17 protein-coding genes are annotated in these 17,941 nt (G+C 40.7%); 5 read left to right on the forward strand and 12 right to left on the reverse strand.

Going from position 1 to position 17,941, the window contains the following annotated elements:
* The first annotated feature begins 30 nt into the window (after window positions 1-30).
* The gene (locus tag H5125_RS00885; protein ID WP_182743199.1) at window positions 31-918 is read left to right on the forward strand and encodes a tetratricopeptide repeat protein; all 888 of its coding nucleotides are present in this window, start codon (window positions 31-33) and stop codon (window positions 916-918) included.
* A 258-nt stretch (window positions 919-1,176) separates the two neighbouring features.
* Here the strand turns inward: H5125_RS00885 and H5125_RS00890 are convergent, their stop codons facing one another.
* The 3 genes from H5125_RS00890 to H5125_RS00900 are packed head-to-tail and all read right to left on the reverse strand — an operon-like array spanning window position 1,177 to window position 2,679.
* Window positions 1,177-1,398 (reverse strand): TIGR02450 family Trp-rich protein, encoded by a 222-nt coding sequence (locus tag H5125_RS00890; RefSeq protein WP_101085293.1) that lies wholly within the window; start codon window positions 1,396-1,398, stop codon window positions 1,177-1,179.
* A 38-nt stretch (window positions 1,399-1,436) separates the two neighbouring features.
* Complete coding sequence (locus H5125_RS00895) at window positions 1,437-2,042, reverse strand: HAD family hydrolase (RefSeq protein WP_182743201.1); 606 nt, start codon at window positions 2,040-2,042, stop codon at window positions 1,437-1,439.
* 25 nt (window positions 2,043-2,067) lie between these two features.
* On the reverse strand, window positions 2,068-2,679 hold the full coding sequence (locus tag H5125_RS00900) for a CIA30 family protein (RefSeq protein ID WP_182743203.1): 612 nt from the start codon (window positions 2,677-2,679) through the stop codon (window positions 2,068-2,070).
* Between the two features lie 351 nt (window positions 2,680-3,030).
* Between H5125_RS00900 and H5125_RS00905 the strand changes: the two genes are divergently transcribed.
* Window positions 3,031-4,164 carry an endonuclease/exonuclease/phosphatase family protein gene (locus H5125_RS00905; protein WP_101085295.1) on the forward strand — a complete coding sequence of 378 codons (1,134 nt, stop codon included), beginning with the start codon at window positions 3,031-3,033 and terminating at the stop codon, window positions 4,162-4,164.
* Between the two features lie 159 nt (window positions 4,165-4,323).
* Here the strand turns inward: H5125_RS00905 and pepN are convergent, their stop codons facing one another.
* From pepN to H5125_RS00935, 6 genes are all read right to left on the reverse strand, one after another.
* Window positions 4,324-6,987 (reverse strand): aminopeptidase N, encoded by a 2,664-nt coding sequence (gene pepN, locus H5125_RS00910; protein WP_101085296.1) that lies wholly within the window; start codon window positions 6,985-6,987, stop codon window positions 4,324-4,326.
* Window positions 6,988-7,063: 76 nt separating this feature from the next.
* The gene (gene lpoB, locus H5125_RS00915; RefSeq protein ID WP_174839654.1) at window positions 7,064-7,657 is read right to left on the reverse strand and encodes a penicillin-binding protein activator LpoB; all 594 of its coding nucleotides are present in this window, start codon (window positions 7,655-7,657) and stop codon (window positions 7,064-7,066) included.
* A gap of 49 nt (window positions 7,658-7,706) precedes the next feature.
* Entirely contained in the window at window positions 7,707-9,077 is a 1,371-nt protein-coding gene (locus H5125_RS00920; RefSeq protein ID WP_101085297.1) for a COG3014 family protein, read from the reverse strand.
* On the reverse strand, window positions 9,071-9,583 hold the full coding sequence (def, locus tag H5125_RS00925; RefSeq protein ID WP_101085298.1) for a peptide deformylase: 513 nt from the start codon (window positions 9,581-9,583) through the stop codon (window positions 9,071-9,073). Before def ends, H5125_RS00920 begins: the two co-directional genes overlap by 7 nt.
* A gap of 233 nt (window positions 9,584-9,816) precedes the next feature.
* Window positions 9,817-10,029, reverse strand: coding sequence for a SlyX family protein (locus tag H5125_RS00930; RefSeq protein ID WP_011638679.1), 213 nt, complete (start codon window positions 10,027-10,029; stop codon window positions 9,817-9,819).
* A gap of 35 nt (window positions 10,030-10,064) precedes the next feature.
* Window positions 10,065-11,033 (reverse strand): WD40 repeat domain-containing protein, encoded by a 969-nt coding sequence (locus H5125_RS00935; RefSeq protein ID WP_101085299.1) that lies wholly within the window; start codon window positions 11,031-11,033, stop codon window positions 10,065-10,067.
* Between the two features lie 168 nt (window positions 11,034-11,201).
* Here H5125_RS00935 and fkpA point away from each other — a divergent pair, with 168 nt between their 5' ends.
* On the forward strand, window positions 11,202-11,954 hold the full coding sequence (gene fkpA / locus H5125_RS00940) for an FKBP-type peptidyl-prolyl cis-trans isomerase (RefSeq protein WP_101085300.1): 753 nt from the start codon (window positions 11,202-11,204) through the stop codon (window positions 11,952-11,954).
* Between the two features lie 274 nt (window positions 11,955-12,228).
* On the opposite strand, the gene H5125_RS00945 is transcribed toward fkpA, so the two are convergent.
* A complete protein-coding gene (locus H5125_RS00945) occupies window positions 12,229-13,194 on the reverse strand; it encodes a zinc transporter ZntB (protein WP_162024393.1) in 966 nt (321 codons plus the stop codon).
* Window positions 13,195-13,394: 200 nt separating this feature from the next.
* On the opposite strand from H5125_RS00945, the gene H5125_RS00950 reads away from it, so the two are divergent.
* Entirely contained in the window at window positions 13,395-13,766 is a 372-nt protein-coding gene (locus tag H5125_RS00950; protein ID WP_182743205.1) for a YacL family protein, read from the forward strand.
* Between the two features lie 85 nt (window positions 13,767-13,851).
* On the opposite strand, the gene H5125_RS00955 is transcribed toward H5125_RS00950, so the two are convergent.
* Window positions 13,852-14,481: a response regulator gene (locus H5125_RS00955; RefSeq protein ID WP_101085303.1), complete on the reverse strand. Its 630-nt coding sequence runs from the start codon at window positions 14,479-14,481 to the stop codon at window positions 13,852-13,854.
* Window positions 14,474-16,189: a nitrate/nitrite two-component system sensor histidine kinase NarQ gene (gene narQ / locus H5125_RS00960; RefSeq protein WP_101085304.1), complete on the reverse strand. Its 1,716-nt coding sequence runs from the start codon at window positions 16,187-16,189 to the stop codon at window positions 14,474-14,476. Before narQ ends, H5125_RS00955 begins: the two co-directional genes overlap by 8 nt.
* A gap of 283 nt (window positions 16,190-16,472) precedes the next feature.
* On the opposite strand from narQ, the gene nrfA reads away from it, so the two are divergent.
* Window positions 16,473-17,864, forward strand: a complete 1,392-nt coding sequence (gene nrfA / locus H5125_RS00965) for an ammonia-forming nitrite reductase cytochrome c552 subunit (RefSeq protein ID WP_174839653.1) — start codon at window positions 16,473-16,475, stop codon at window positions 17,862-17,864.
* The last annotated feature ends 77 nt before the right edge of the window (window positions 17,865-17,941 follow it).

A 17,941-nucleotide genomic window follows, 5' to 3' on the forward strand; every position in this document is an offset into this window, starting at 1 on the left:
AGTAATGAATTGTATATAAAAGGACTTAACATGATGAAAAAAAATACTATTATTTTGAGCTTAATATTAAGCTTTCTCGCTTTCGCTCCATTTAAAAGCCAAGCAAACCAATTGCCTGAGTGCAACACGTCTGAATGTATTGAATACTTTAAAGCCTATCGCATTTTAACGAAACGAGGCCACTCCTCAGCAATGGCCATGTTAGCTGAATTCTATTACACCGGTTATGGCACCAATAAAGATTTAGACATGGCGTTAAAATGGTACCGACGTGCAGGTAAATATGGTGTACTGGATGCAAAATATAAAGCGGGTGTCTTGTATTTACAAGATACTCCTCTGAAAGATGTCGACGAAGGTGTTGAGTTTTTACAGTTCGCATCAAAGATGGGCCACTCTCAGTCATCGTATTTATTGGGTAAAATGTATTTAGGTGGTGGCATGGTAGAACAAGATTTGGCACTTGCAGATCAATACCTTGCTATAGCTTATGAAGAAAATAATTTTGCAGCCAGAAATTATGGGCAAATACTTTACTTACATGAATCAACTAAAGATTTACCGCTGAGCAAACTTTACGCTTTAATTTCAAAAGATGTTGTCACGTTAATCTCTGAGAAAACTGTTTCAAACCAGCAGACTGCAGCGATCAATTTTCCTCAAGGTGAAATGGAAACCATTGACGTACAAATGGATACATTTGAAGACATGTTTGGCTCGCATATTACCCAATTGAACCACATGATCCCTGACACTTCAAAAGGCACTGGATCCAATATAGCGGGACAAACATGTGCAAAAATGTGGGGATGTAGTAGTGAAGGTGATGGCCAACGAATCCAGGACGTCATGTTATCTGATTGGGGTTTAGAAACCCTTCAATTTAGGCTCGAAGGTTCAATATTTATCATAAAATAATAGCCGAGTTAAATAGAATAATGGGTTTCAATGACAAACTGGTTATTTTTGTTGCAAGGCTAATAACGAAGCTATAGTCAGTTGTTGTAGTCAATGCAATAGTAAACAGATCAACAAGCAGTTTGATAACCGTTTATTATCTTGAAACTCGTTAGCTAAGGTTATGCTAATGCTAGTATAAAAAAGTGACTCATTGTATTTAAACAAGAGTCACTTTTTTTATTATCAAACGGCATAATAAATGTGTTTTGCAGTAGATTATTGCCAACCAATTTTCCACTGTTGCGGATCCTTAAGAACGCGCCAATTAATAGAGAATTCTTCTGCATTCATTTCTGCACGGATAAGACATTCAACCACGTTTTGTTGCTCGTCATACTCAACCTTAGTCACTGTAAAATGCTTCAACTTTTGAACCACGTTAACTTTAGTCCATTTACTATTCAGTAATTTTTTAGGGTGAATTTGATTCATATTCATGTGGTAGTTCTTATTTATTATTAACGTTAGTACTGGCGTTAATCGCTCGGTGAGTTATTGATTACTAATTGCTGGAGTTGACTCAACTCTTCGATAACAATATCGGCTAAATGTTGATAATCGCGTTCGATGCCATGATTAATTAAACAGGCTATCATTCCCGCGTTATTAGCTGCTTGAATATCGTATAAGTAATCACCAACATAGATAATATGCTGTGGATGTATTTGCCATTGTGTTGCAATGGCCAGTAACGCATCGGGTGCCGGCTTTGCAGGGAAGTGCTCTCGGGTTAACACATGGTCTATGGCGATATTATTTTGTGTTACCTTCATGGCACTGGCTGCAAGGCTATTACGAGTCACTATGGCTGTGGGTAATTTGGCCGCTTCAATAGCGTTAATCAGTTCGGTCATGCCTTTGATTGGTTTGGCACTCATAGCATCTTGATATTCATGCTCAAGAATAATTTTGTTTGCGTTGGCTTGAGTGGCTTTGCAACTTAACTCGTCGACGTATTTAAGAAGGTCTACGCCATTAGGGCAACCAATTTGTTGGCGAATTAAGTCAAAATCTAAACTGGACTCAACTAAGGTGCCGTCTAAATCAAAAATAATGCCTTTTATGTGTATTGGTAAATTCAATGAATACCCTTATGTATTAACATATTTATCGGTCAAACTGTATTGAGTGTAACTCAATTATAAATGGACCTTGTTGTTTTTGTGCCACGAGAAAACCAACACGATCAATATCTTCAAAGTTTAATGTAGGGGCATTCGTGACCGCTCGCCCTCTAAAGCTGACAGTAAAATCTGCCGGGGTAAAAGTATGTTGAGTGAGTGTATCAGCTTGAGTATTAACGTTAGCCACATAGGCTTCACCATAAGATAAATTCGGTGTTTTTAGGCGGATTTGATATATTTTTCCGTCACCTTTGGCCGTGATAGTGAGTAATGATGCATCGGCAATTTGATGGATAAAGCTGGATTCTGTCGATGCAAATCCGCCATTATTTGCCAAGGAAACCTGTCCAGAGAATAATAACGCTTGTTGCTCATTAAGCTTAATTTGGCTTTGCGAAATACCGCCCATCACAGTGTCATTATTGATGTTCCACGCTGTGAAGTGGCTTGGGTCAGTAAAGTGAAATAGCATGTTGTCCTCACTGGCACTCCAGACGGGTTGGCCAATTAATAATAAAACCCCAACGGCAGTAGCAATGCCTATTTGTATTATTTGGCAGACATGCCGATTATTTGCATTGAGTGATCCCATCATATACTCCTATTCATTTTAGTTCGATAAGCACATGTGCTATAGAAACAATGCCGTAAAAAAATGGCTTATCAGGGTGAGGGATAAGCCATAAAGGGTCTTACGGAGGATGATTGTCTTAGAACATCGGGTGTTACTTTATCGGATCAGCTGTATCGGGGGATAGTCAATCAGATATCACTTAACGTCTAACTATTATGCATTACGCGTATTTGTGAATGTAGGTTCAGTTTTTTTAGGTTTTTTTAGGTTTTTTTGTTTATGTTGCATTATTCCTGGTTGAGGGGAGTTAAATTCGACAAATAACAATGTTGTCAGTACCCTTAATATAAGTTTTACAGAGAGCAAAATATTTTGGACGTAAACGATGTATCAACCGCTCCATCACCCGAGCTTACATTTAGTGTCGTAAGCATTAATTTATTTAACTTTATTGAACCGCCTCACGCCTACTACGACTTTGAAAACATCTATAGTGATAAGCAATGGCAAAAAAAATGTGCATGGTTAGGTGAGTTTATTAACCACAATCAACCTGACATTATTGCTTTTCAGGAAGTGTTTAGTCCTGATGCCTTAGCTAAGTTGACTGAGTCGTTGGGTTATGAATATTTTGTGGCGCTAGATTTACCCGAGGTAGTAAGTGATTATGTGTACCGCAGCCCTGTGGTCGCGATAGCATCAAAGTATCCTATTATTGATTCAGCTAATGTCAGCCCAGATCCGCAATGGGTTAGCCAGTTAGGTTTAGCGGAGTCATTTAGTTTTAGCCGTAAACCGTTACGGGCTACGATACAGTTACCAGTATTTGGTCCATGTGATTGTTATGTCATTCACCTTAAGTCTAAACGCAGTGGCGTGAGTCGTGACGATATCAGTGAAAGTGGCTTACATGGCGGTGCTGATTTTGTTGCACGGCAAGTGCTTGGGCGTTGGGCATCCAGTTTACAGCGCGGCAGTGAATCAGCTCTATTGTGCCATCAAATGCTGATGAGACGACAGCAAACTCAGCAGCCCTTTATGCTGATGGGTGACTTTAATGACACCATGGGCAGTGAACTCTTAGCGGCATTTAATAATCAATTACGAGTGTATCGCAGTGATATTGAAGACCCTGGGCTGGCTAAACTAGGTGAAACCTCATTAATGGCAGAGTTACAGCAAAGCAGTTTGTTTGACAGCTATGAGCTGTTTATCGCCGCGACTAAGTGTAACGCAACATTGGCCCTGGATGAATTTGAGTCAAGCTCACTAGTGGATGAGCAACCGCATCCTGCTAGGCAGCCGACACATTACTATGGCAACAGTGGCTCAGTACTTGATTACATATTAGTCTCAAGTGAGTTTAATCCGACTCAGCAGCAAAACCTCGCTCATATAATTGATTATAAAACGTTTGATCGTCATCTAGTTCGGCCTGACTATGAACGCGACAGCGACAGTACCGATCATGCACCAGTGATGATGAGCTTTTGCGTGCGCACTTAGTGAGTGGCAATGATGATGTTTATAGATGGACTATTGAAAGTGATCGCCACATAACTTGCTAAGTGTCGGCTCCATTTGGTCAAGATAATAAAAAGCGCTGATAAATATCAGCGCTTTTTTAGATTTAACGTAATTGATTTACCGTTGTAATGGGTAAGCTTACTGTAATGTTTGTTTGATTTTTACGCAGCGTTGTTCTTGTTGACGGGTTTCGAGTAGGGCGCGTCTCACCAATGGTGATAAACCCGTTTGTGTATCTAAAACGTGGCTAATAGCATCTATGTTTGTTGCACTACAATCGGTCGGAATTAATTGCGCCGCAAAACTGCGCATAAATACCGGACCTTTATCGTCCATTAGCGGCAAGTTGGCAAAGCGTTGTTCTGCCGTTGCGGCACTTAACAGTTTTTGTTCAGCCGGATAAATATTGTACATTGCGACGCGAATTTTTGAGAACGCCATGCTGTCATTGTTTTCAATAGTATTTAACCACTGACGCTTAAGCGATGACTGTGGGCGGATAACCTCGGCTGCAATCGCGGCTTTTTCACCAGAGTCAGATTGATCAAGGTGTTTTTCTTGGGCGAGTAGCGCCTGAGCATCACCGTAATCATAACGGTTTAATTGGCGGATCATCGCCCAGCGTAAATCTTGATCTATGCTTAACCCTTTAATATGGCTCTTACTTTGCAGTAATGATTGGATATGCTTTAACGCATCGCCATGGCTAGATAAACTAATATAAGCATCGAACCAACGGCGTTGAAAATCACTATTACGGTAGCTTTCCATACTCATCCGCAGGCTCATTTGGCTAAGTGCCTTAGATATTTTACTGTTGTAAGCCGCATTAGCTGGCGCCATTAAATCAAGATAGTTCTTAGCACGCTGCAGATTACCAAGTACTTGACCTAGAATGGTGTAGTCTTTTTCGAGTGGCGCATTAATTAACGCGATATTTAAAAACTGATCCAATGATGTATTACCATCAATCACACTGTCCCACATGCTTTGCCACAACATAGAGCGTAATAGCGGATCGGTTACTTGACCTAAAGACTGTTTGGCGGTGTTAAATGAGCTAGAGTCTAGCGTTACTTTCACAAATCCCCAGTCATCGTAGTTTGGATACACTAAATCAGGACAAACCTCGCCAATTAACTGATCAACTTCGGTATAAGCGCCTTTGTATGTCACCGCAACCACTTGTTGTTTTTCTATGCCATATCGAGTTTTATTGAACAACCCTAGTTGTACTCGTTGTTCACGTAGCGTTGGATGTTGTTCATCATCAGATGTTTGCACTAACCCAAACGAGTCAATTTGACCTCGCTGACAAGTGTACTGAGCTTTGATGGTATTTACACCCGCCGCGTACAACCATTCTTTGGTCCACAAAGACAAATCACGACCACTGGCCTTGGCTAGACTGTTGATAAAGTCATTAAGCTCAGCATTTTGATAACTGTATTGTTGTAAATATTGGCTCACTCCACGGCGGAAGGTTTCTTCACCGAGTAAATGACGTAATTGCTTGATGGTCGATGCGCCTTTTTGATAAGTAATGGCGTCGATATTATCAAAGGCATTTTGGCTGGTGGCCACGGGCACTTCAATTGGGTGAGTCGTGACTAAACTGTCTTGATGGTAAGCAGCTTGTTTACCAGAGGCATAAAAAGTGCGCCATGCATGACTAAATTCAGTGGCTTCACTGGTAGCAAGGGTGCCCATAAATGAGGCAAAGCTTTCATTTAACCATAAGCCATTCCACCACTTCATGGTGACTAAGTCGCCAAACCATTGGTGCGCCATTTCGTGCATGATAACGCCTGCTAAACGTTCTTTTTGTTCGGCAGTCATCTTGGCATTAAATAAGAAACGGTCTTCAGAAAAAGTGATCGCTCCTGCATTTTCCATTGCGCCATAAAGAAAGTCAGGCACTAATACTTGGTCGTATTTTTTAAACGGATAAGCAATACCAAAGTAGCTATCAAAAAAGTCTAAACCTTGCTTGGTATAAGTGAACCAATCTTGAGGGGTAACTTGGTTGGCCACAGACTGACGCGAAAATAAACGCATCGGATAACGGCCTGAATTATCTTCCCAAACATGGTACGGACCTGCGTGCATAGAAAAGTTATATGGGCTTAATTTTGGGGTAGCAGGGAAGGTCCATAAGTTAGTATCGCCTTGGTCAACCACATTGGTTTCACGCATGGCACTGATCACTTGCCAATCTTTGGGTGCATGGACGTTAATCTGATAACTGGCTTTAAGATCCGGTTGATCAAATACTGCAAACATTTGCTGGGCGGCTGCAGGTTCAAAATGTGAATACAAATAAACTTTACTGTCTACTGGGTCGACAAAACGATGTAAGCCTTCGCCATTGGTACTGTGTTCTCGAGTAAATTCAACCTCTACAGTGTTGTGACCATCAACTAATAGACTTTGATTTAACACAATATAAGCGCCATTGTAATTAGGATATACCTTGGTTCCGTTAACAATAAATTGCTTAATATTGGCTTTGTTAAGATCAAGCGTCAGTGATTTTGGCACGCTGCTTAAGTCAAAGTGAACAATCGATTTTGCACTGAATTGGCTGTGCTCACTTAAAAAGAAAGTTAGCTCATATTGTGCATTTGATACCACGTTGGATCTTGCTTGTGCTTGTACTTGGCTTATGTAGGCAGAGCCATCCCGTTGCAAGGATGATGTTGAAAGTGAGCTGCTGCAGCTGACAAGGCTAGCACAACATAATGCGATGAGACTGGTTTTGATGACCCGAGGACTAAACAATTCAGTGGATAACAATTTCACGTTAGTGTTCCTAACTTTTTATTTGATGTATGAAAAAGCCGACAACAATGTCGGCTTTAGTGCTATGAGTAGTGATTTATAAGCCTAAAAAAGACTTTGATTTCATTTTACGGATTTCTTTTTCATCTGACCATTCAATTAAGCCCGTTTCAAGATCCATTAACCGCATGGTCATTTTGTAGTAAACATCTTTGGTGCTGCCATCTTGTTTAACGATGCTTGATAAGTTGCCATAAAGCATATATTGCGCGCCAATTTGACGGCCAAATTTAATTGCCGTAGATGGGTCTACCATGCCAGCATTGTTTTGATAATCAAGTTGTTTGCGTACAGTATCAACCTTAGTCATATCAATAAAACGGAACTTACCAGAGCGTAATAGTTTATTGCTAATGGTGTCGGTCACTGATTCTGTATCGATATGTTCAGAAGTTTTATTTTTAATTTTATCCACAAATACAATCGGGCGGTTGCTCTGTGTCATTACTACAACAGGTGGGAATGCCATCATGCTGTCGACCATTTTTGCTGCGATGACTTGCAGATCAGTTGAACCGAAGTTTTCGTTAACGGTTTCGACTTCCGTCGCGTCACCATACTCTACTTTAGATTGACAGGCGCTCAGCCCCATTACTGCAGCTAATACAAATATCAGTTTCAAATTTTTCATAGTAAATTCCATTGGTGATGAGTGACAGTTGATAAGCAATTATCGTCTATCAGATGATTATCGAATAAAAACGGGTACGATTTCCAGTCTCTATTGCCCAAATTAATGTTGTACGGTTTGGTTTTACGTCAATATTTACATTTTGGCTGCTATTTAAGCGAACATTATAGCTGCCGGCATCGATAAATTGTCGAGCAATTTGAGCCTGACGTGGCAGGGTTAACCAACTTCTACGGTCGGCTTGCTCGGTGATAACATTAAATATTTGCATTACCATCGCAGCAGCATCAACTTGATTATTGGCTCGTTGACTACTGTTTTGTACACTGCGATTCATTTGGTATTTAGCATAAACTCTTGCGGCTTGTCGAAACAACGCAGCGGGTAAATCTTCTTTTAAGGCATTAATGGCTAACGCATCAATGTTAGCAATAGTTTGTGCTGTGAGTGGCGCGTCTAACCCTTGGATTTGGCTGTTATTGACTAACTGACGTTGTGGTTGATAGGTCGCTAATGACGCGGATTGGATATTACCGTTAAGTGGAAAAGGTACCGTAATACTCTGTTTTTCTGGTACAAAATCACGTTCAATAATAAACACAACTTGGCCTTGGTCGGGTGTAGGCATTACCGCCTCTCCCCAGCGACGTTTAAATTCGTCGTATTGAGGCATCCCCAGTTGTTTAGCTAAACGAACTAAATCTTGCTGTAAATACACATTGTCTGGGGTAATTTGTGCTGCTTTGCGATAATCAATAAACGCATCATTAGGCTCGTTAGCAAGTTCGTGCAACAAGCCAGTAGTGTAATAGCTGTAAGCGTTTAGAAACGAGCTGGTGACATTGCCCGCTTCTTTGCTTAATTGGGCTACTTGCGCGTCAATGGTGCCATTGGCCATGTCTTGCACTGATTTTTGTGATTTCTGATAGCGTGCTTGTTCCATACTTTGCAATTCATTACTGCGGCGAACTTCTACTAATGCCCCTTGAGCGTCGCCACTAAATAAATAATTAAGTGCCTGATATTGATGCAACATAATACGCTCATAACCCGGACCTCGATAAGGAATGGCATTATCGTTGAGTAAAAGACTGCTCGCCCCTGCACCTAATTTACTGGCACTCACGATGGCTTTATCATCAAAAACTTGATAATCGTCAATGGCTTGTTGGTAATAGGTTTTACTGCCGCTAAAGTCACCCGCAATTTGCATAATACGCCCAGACTCTTGGGCGTAAAGTAAGCCATCATTGCCGCTAATATTGTCGGCCAAATCAGTGATTTTTGCTGTTGGTGAATCGCTATTGAGTTGTTGCTTGTATGGCGCTATTTGCGATGGATAGTTAACAAATACACTATTAAAGGCACAACCGGATAGGCCAATAATGAGACTCAACCCAATACAGAATGTTCTTAACATTGTGGCACCAGTATCTGAGGTGTCATGAGGTTGACCCGTTCAAGTAAAGTAATACCCTGCAGGTGGTCATATTCATGTTGAAAAATACGCGCAACAAATCCCGTTAATGTTTGTTGATGTAACTGGCCATCAAGCGACTGATACTGAACTTCTATTTCGCTGTGTCGTGCAATAGATAGCCGCTGACCTGGAATGGATAAGCAACCTTCTACATCTGTTTCTGTTGCGGCAGATGCCGATAGAATCTGTGGGTTTATGACTACCGTTGGAGGCATTGATGGCGCATGGGGATAACGTTCGTTAGGATTTGACGCCATGATAAACATTGCTACGTTGCTGAACACTTGCGTTGCCGCAATACCGACGCCATTTGCATTCAGCATAGTGCTGAGCATGTTATCAGCTAAGGTATGTAATGCGTCGTCAAACACCGTCACTGGCTCAGCAATTTGAGTCAGTATCTGTTCGCCTGTGGTAGCAATGCTGAGTAGTGGCTTTAGCTGCATAGGTGACGGCTGTCCTTGTTATTCGCGTTAGATGACGACCTAGGTTAATCTTATTTATGGTTTAAATTGTTATGAGTAAGCAAGGTTATTACTTGCATAGTCTCATTCTATGGTACTGACCATTCACTCGATTTCAATACAGTCTATATCATATTTGCTGAATATCAGCTGACTATAAGCTGACTATGATAGCAGTCAAAGTATCCTAAAATATCTTGTATGGTCGCAAGGCTTTAGTAATGTGGTGGTGGAGTCTCTTCGGCAGAAGACGCCATGTTACTAGGCTCAATAGAATGCAGTTTATTAACCATTAATAGCATTTGCTGTTGCTGTCTGGCAACTAATGCATTGAGTTTTATCACTTCTTGGTTTAACTCTTCAATGGAGATATCTTGAAATGATAATTTCATTTCAAGATCATCAATCTTTTGTAAAACGCTTTCCATGTCGACCTCTTATTACTGAATTATTACATTAGTTATTACTGCCAATATTCAACTAAACCTTGGCTGCTAATACTGACTATCGAGCCAGGTGCTATCATTGCGGCAGAGTATACTACAGCGCCTTTGTTTTGGGTGTTTTTACTCAATTGAACTTGCCAGCGAGAAAGTCGTTTACCTGAGTCTATTTGCCATAAAAAGATTTCTCTTGATGGCGTACCTGTGAGTAATTGCTGGTCATTATTAACAAAGCGAGCACTTGAAAAATTCATTTGGCGTCGATTAATATCGAGATGACTTATTGGTTTACCGGTATCCGACTGCCACAGGGTGGCATTACCAGTGATATCGCTTGCAAAGCTGAGAGTCGCTGAATCGTTAATCGCCACTTTAGTGATGCGGGATGTTAACTGCCATTGTTGTAATGGTTGACCCGTTTGGGCTTGCCAAAGTAATACTTTACCATCATTCCCGCCGCTTAATGCTGTATTGCCATCGGCACTAATAGACACGCTATTCACTTTTTCTTGATGGCCCAAAAATTGAATTAAGCGTGATTTTTCAGGTGACAATGACATCACAGAGCCATCGACTAAACCCACAAGGGTTTGCCCTGTATTAGCGATGGCGACACTTTGCGCATAAGAAGGCAAAGACCACCATCCGACAGATGAACCATCGGTTAATCGCCATATTGCAAGTGAGTGGCTGCTAATTGTTGCAGCATAAAGGCTATTTGCTGATATCGCAGTATCAATGACGTTACTGGTATTTTGTTGTTGGCCTTGGAGCCACTGGTAAGACAACGTTGAGTCAGTAAGATCCCATACCTGTACGCCATTATGAGCCGTGCTAACCAAGGCTATGGTTGCATCATTTGACAAACTTGCACTATAACTGGCATCAGTAGTGATGACCTTAACTTTCGTCGCTGTTGGTTGGCATGCAGATAATAGGCTTACTAAGACTAGAGTTGGCCAAAAAAACAGCATTGGAACGCGTATCATGAACTTGCTCCTTGAATTATTGTCCTAAACCTTGTCATATAAGGTTTACCCAATGGTATAACCGTTTTAACTAGTATAAAGTGGCAAGAGAACATGACCAATTAAACATCTCATTGATTGAATGTATTAAGGTTATTGTAACCACTATAGGATGCTGAGGAAGCTTTAATGAAATCTATTTACAAATTATCGTTAGTTGCATTAGCCGTTGTTGGCCTTACTGCGTGTAATCAGGAACAAGACGTTGCTCAAAAGAAAGTTGAATTGACAACTGACGTTCAAAAAGAAGCATATAGTGTTGGTGGTTCAATTGGTAAGTACATGTCTGGTCACATTAAAGAGCAAGAAGAATTAGGCTTTGCTGTTGACCGCGCTATGGTGATTAAAGGCTTTAGCGATGGCTTAGGCGAAGAAATGCAGTTAACTGAAGAAGAAATGCAGACTGTATTACAAAACCTAGATAAAAAACTAAACGACAAGCGCTTAGAGCAAGCTGAAACGTTAGCTGCTAAATCAATTGCAGATGGCAAAAAATTCTTAGAAGACAATAAAGCCAAAGAAGGCGTAACCACGACTGAGTCTGGTTTGCAGTACGAAGTATTAGAGGCCGGTAGTGGTGAAAAGCCTGCTGCTGAAGACACTGTTGAAGTTCATTACCGTGGCACGTTAATTGATGGCACCGAATTTGACAGTTCATATGCTCGTGGTGAAACGGCTAAGTTCCCACTAAACCGTGTTATTCCTGGTTGGACTGAAGGCGTACAGTTAATGCCTGTAGGCGCTAAGTATAAGTTTGTTATCCCATCAGAATTAGCTTATGGCGAACGTGATACTGGCACTATTCCTGCTAACTCAACATTGGTTTTTGAAGTTGAATTAATGTCAGTAGAGAAAACACCTGCTGCAGTAGAAACTAAGTAATATCAACATTGTTTCAGTCGTTAAAAGACTGATAAATATAAATTAAAAAGGACGCTTCGGTGTCCTTTTTTGTTTACAGTTAAATTTGCTTAGAATGGCCTTGGATAAGTGATTAACTCCGTCGCTTTATATTGCTCAACGTTAGTAGTTTAACGTTAGGTAATACCAAGTTAACTCCGCTAATCATTTTATTGTCATTACGTGCAAATTAGCCGCTCTTGACGAGTAGTTAACCCTCAGCAGATCAATGTCCATCATGTATATTAGAGGCGGATTATAGCCATTTCAAACGGTAGAATAAGTACATTTGCAAACCTATCAGCGCAAACAATCCGCCACAGAATGCGGCAAAAGCCCAATTTGATTCAGCGCCAGGTATTCCGCCAATATTGACGCCCAATAAACCTGTTAAAAAACCTAATGGTAAAAATACCGCCGAAATCAATGATAAGAAATACAGTCTCTGATTCACTTGTTCTGACTGTTGTGATTGAAGCTCTTCCTGCGTAACGCTGGCTCGATCGCGTATTGCATCAAGATCTTCTATTACTCGAATAAGGGTTTCGTGTATTTCACGTAAGCGGACTTTATCATTGTCGTCAAATAGTTCGCTGGCTTCTTGTAGCATACGAGAAAATGCTTCTCGTTGGGGCGCGAGGTAGCGACGCAATACTACGGTTTGTCTGCGCAGCTCGGCAATGTCAGTACGTAAGGTTTTGTTTACTTGAGTGACAACGCGTTCTTCTAATTCATCGAGCTGCTCTTCCAGTTTGCCAATAAACTCCACTTTACGTTGCGTCAGACGCTCACAAATGGCCATGATAAACGCTGCACTATCAACCGGACCTTTGCCTTGTGTTATCGCATCGGCAACATCAATCACCGATTGTAACTGGCGCTCGCAGGTTGAGATGATCTTGTGCTCTTCAGCGTAGATCCGCACTGCGACCATGTCTTCTGGATCGGAGTTTGGGTTTAAATTAACTCCTCGTAACGCCAGTAAAATTCCTTTGTCGGAACTTAATACTCGTGGACGAGTATCAGTGGCCAACAGAGTATCCATCTCAACCCTCTGTAAGCCGGAGTTGAGGATCCATTTACGAGCTTTAGGTTCACGATATCGCAGATGTAACCACAACAGCCCATCAGCAGGCTGCCATTGTGCTATTTGTTCCGCGGTAAGTGACTGGCCAGCATTGGGGCCGGTAAGCAATAAACTGTATATAAAACCATTATTCATTATTAGAGATTCCATGTGATCACTATTGTAATAATTTACGCTATTTTTTTATCTTGCCCAAGTTTAAAACAACCTTATAAAATGAAATCCTTTATTTATCGTGCATTTAACCATCAAGCGCAATATTTGCTTAACTAACGAGCAGCAGAGTGGCCGTTCATCGGTTAAAATAGAAAAAATGCTAATAAAAGAGTACTAGTATGGAATATCAATTTCGTCGAAATCGCCTAGAAGGCACGGTCTTTGCTGAATTTAGCATGGGTCATGAAGTGTTAGGCAGATGGTTTGCTGAAGAGCTTGGTGACGACAAGAGCAAAGCTAATCATATTCTAGCCCAGATAGTGTTAATCAAATCTGGGGCGCTTAACCATTTGCGGGATATCGGTGGAGAGTTAACTATCGACATCGACTTTGAGCAAGTGAGAGTGTTTGCCAGTGTGATTGATTTTGAGGAAGAACATTTATTAGAAGACTCCATGAGCCTGTATAATGCGGAATCTGAGTCTTATTGTGGTCTGGAAGACTTTGAGTCAGTACTGCAAAGTTGGTTAGCATTTATTAACGATAAATAACCCATCTCTTAATTCTAGTGGATGATAAATAACAACAAAACCACGTTTAAGTGGCCTTGTTGTTAAATATGATTTTGATAGTGGGCTAATTGTTAAGGTAGCGTACGGCCATTTCTGTGCGAGATTTTGCATTTGCTTTACGCAGCAAATTCTTCACATGAACTTTAACAGTGCCTTCGCTGATGTGTAAGTCTTCGGCGATCATTCGATTACTTTTACCTTCCGCCAGCTCCTGCAATATTTGTAATTCACGCGGGGTTAAATTCTCTATCCAGCTGTTGTCGTCAATGGTATTTTTCAACTCATAAAGATAAGCTTCTACTTCATCACTAATCACTCGGTGACCCAGCATGGCTTTTTTGAGTTGCTCTAACAGTAAATCAGGCTCAGTGTCTTTGAGTAAATAGCCGTCAGCACCCGCTCGCAGTAGTCTAATGACATCTTGTTTAGCGTCTGAGACGGTTAAAATCACAATTCTTGCTGTTACACCTTCTTGACGCATAGCATTGAGAGTATCAAGCCCAGACATGCCTTTCATATTCAAATCGAGCAAAATAATATCGGGTTCATCTTCGGCTACGGCGGTAAGAGCTTCTAGTCCCGTGCCCGTTTCACCAAAAAGCGAAAAGTCACCGTCGGAGGTGATTAATTGGCAAATACCACGGCGTAATAATGGATGATCATCGACAACAAGTACGGAATACGGCTTACCCATTTAAAGGCTCCTGTTGAGGTGGAAAACTCAGCGTAACAGTAGTACCGCCGAGCTGGTTACTATTGAACGAAACGATACCATTCAGTTTGTTGGCGCGTTCATGCATGATGCCAATACCGAAATGCTGATCTCGTTCAGCTAAATGTGTCACGCCAATGCCATCATCACATATTGTAATAGTTATCATGCCATTATTTGTTAACTGACAATCTACCACTATATGAGCAGGGTTAGCGTGTTTAATTGCATTTAATGTCGCTTCGCGAATTAATTGTAAAATATGAATGTGTTGTTTAGCTTCAAGTAAATGTGCTGATATCTTGTAATTCAATTGGATATTGATATTCGTTTGATGACGTAATTGATCCAACATAACTTCAATAGCTTGACTTAAATTAGGCTCTTTAATGGTTAATCTAAAGGTTGATAACAGTTCACGTAATTGTACATAAGCAGTACTGACACCTTCATTAATCTCTGTCAATTGACCTTCTACTTCAGGGCTACGACAACTGTGAGCAAGACTTTTACGTAATAAACTCACCTGGATTTTCAGAAAAGATAATAATTGCCCAATTGAATCATGTAATTCTCTAGCGATGACCGCACGTTCTTCCAGTAGCGCCAGTTGCTGCCGTTGTTCAGTAGCATTATGGATAGTAATTGAACGGGTTAACATCATGGCGAAGTTTTCAAACAATAATTTATTCAATGGCTTATTAGATATTACATCTAAATAGCCCATTTGGGTCTTTTCTATTAATAGCGGAAACTGTACCGATTCAGTGGCTAACTCATCAGGCCAGCCGCCTTCAGCTTTAATAACGTCTTTAGAGCCATCATCATGCTCAACGACTAAGCGAAGAAAGGTTAAGTCTTCATAATATTTCAGCTGATTGATTGCAGATTGTAATGCTTTATAGTCGAGTTTATCAGCATGTAACATGAGTAGATTGTCGTATAAAAACTTTAGCTCATTGTTTGCTCGGGTTAATGCCAAGGTTTTTTCGTTCACTTGGTTTTCTAAATCTTCATATAAATGGGCTAATTCCGCTGCCGTCTTTTGCAGTGCATTACCTAGAGCCGTCAGTTCTATATAACCCGTTTTAGGCATCTCAACTTTGAAGTTACCTTTCGAAATAGTTGCTGCGCTATCCATCAACAATTGCAATGGTTTAACAACCCGTTTACGTGTGAATACTACGGCAAAGAAAGCGATAACAAGTAAAATAAATAAGCCGATAATCTGCCCAATAACCAATAACTTTAATTTAAAGGCCGCGAACAATTCCATCTTTAATACCAAGGTATCAATGGTGTCGACAAAGTCGGTTAATGAGGCTGAGTAAAGTCGCGTATTCCCTTCTTCAATATACACTCTCATCACTTGCCATTTATCGATAACCAATAAATATTGGTCTCGCAGCTCTTTGGGGCTATACCATTGAAGAGAGCGTTTAAGTGCTTCTGAACTAAGTGTATTTTCGAATGCAGTAATTTTTTCATCGGTATTACTACTGCCGGCATTGGTATACAACAACAGCCTATAACTTTGCATTCGCAGTGAGCCTGAGGCGTTGATGCCTTTGGCATCGCCTAAGCTGAAGGTTAAATTGACGATAGAAAACACCGCTAAGCTTGATGACAACAAAATTAAAATGAGCATTAAACTTAAAATGGTGGAAGTAAGGCTGCCACGAGTAAACATAAAATCCTGCTGTTGATAGCGATTAGTGATTAAAAATAAGTCAAAAGTACTGTTTTATATGATGTCCAATAGTGTGTTCTACATTAGGTATGGGTTGATAACATTAACAAGTTTACAAAACTGTGAAATACATCCTGTTTACATGTTGATCTGGCGCAAACTTTCATCGCTATACCCCATAAGGGGTATATTTAAAGCGGTGTTAAATCGCTAACTTTGACTTTGGAGATGTCGTGATTATTAAATTAAATATAATGTAACACGGAGATAAAGGGTGATGAAGATGAATATGAAATCAATTGCACTGAGTGCAGTGATGGCAGCCAGTTTTTTAGCTGCTGGCGCAATGGCGAGTGATAAAACGGAGCCTCGAAATGAGGTTTATAAAGATAAATTTTCTAAGCAATATGACAGCTGGCATGCAACTGATGAAAGTAAAGAAGTTGTCGATATGTTAGAAAAAGTACCTAGTCTAGTCGTATTGTGGGCAGGCTACGGCTTTGCTAAAGATTACAATGCACCACGAGGTCATATGTATGCGGTTACTGACGTAACGAATTCATTGCGTACCGGTGCGCCAAAAAATGCTGAAGATGGTCCAATGCCAATGGCGTGTTGGAGCTGTAAAAGTCCTGATGTGCCTCGTGTGATTGAAGAGCAGGGCGAAGATGGCTATTTCAGTGGCAAGTGGGCTAAAGGCGGTCCAGAAATTGTCAATGTTCTTGGTTGTGGCGATTGTCATGAAAAAGGCTCATCTAAGTTACGTATGTCTCGTCCATTTGCAGAGCGCGCAATGACAACATTGAATACTCCATTTGATAAAGCTTCTCGTAAAGACAAGCAGTCAATGGTGTGTGCTCAATGTCACGTAGAATATTATTTCGAGAAAACGGCTGAACGTCCTGGTTTCGTTAAATTCCCTTGGGATATGGGTACCACTGTTGAGCAAATGGAAGTGTATTACGACAACATGGAGTTCTCTGATTGGACTCATGCTGTGTCTAAAACTCCTATGCTAAAAGCACAACACCCTGGTTATGAAACTTGGAAAATGGGTGTTCACGGTCAAAATAACGTGAGTTGTGTTGATTGTCATATGCCTAAAGTGACTAATGACAAAGGCCGCAAATTTACAGACCATAAAGTGGGTAACCCATTTGATCGCTTTGAAGAAACATGTGCAACTTGTCACAGTCAAAGCAAAGAGTTTATGGTTAAGCAAGTTAATGAAAGCAAACAGAAAGCACAAGACTTAAAAGCACGTGTTGAAACTCAATTAGTTAAAGCTCACTTTGAAGCTAAAGCTGCGTGGGATGCTGGTGCAACTGAAGTTGAAATGAAGCCAATCCTAATGGATATTCGTCATTCACAGTGGCGTTGGGATTATGCGACTGCATCTCATGGTGCATCATCTCATGCTCCTGCTGAAGTATTACGTATTTTAGGTACTTCATTGGATAAAGCAGCTGATGCTCGCGTTAAACTTGCTCAGTTACTCGGTGCAAAAGGTGTTAAGCAACCAATTGCTTACCCTGACACTTCAACGAAAGCAAAAGCACAAGCAGCATTAGGCATGGACATGAAAACCATGAATGCTGAAAAAGCTGAGTTTAAGAAAACACTGGTGCCTAAGTGGAAAGAAGAAGCTAAAAAGCGCGAAGCGACTTATAAATAAGTTGTACTTAGCATAAAAAATCTCCTCAGGTGCAAGCCTGAAAAATCTAACAAACAGCCCTCATTTGAGGGCTGTTT

Origin of the sequence: Shewanella sp. SR44-4 (genome assembly GCF_014163715.1) — a bacterium.
Taxonomy (GTDB): Bacteria; Pseudomonadota; Gammaproteobacteria; order Enterobacterales; family Shewanellaceae; genus Shewanella.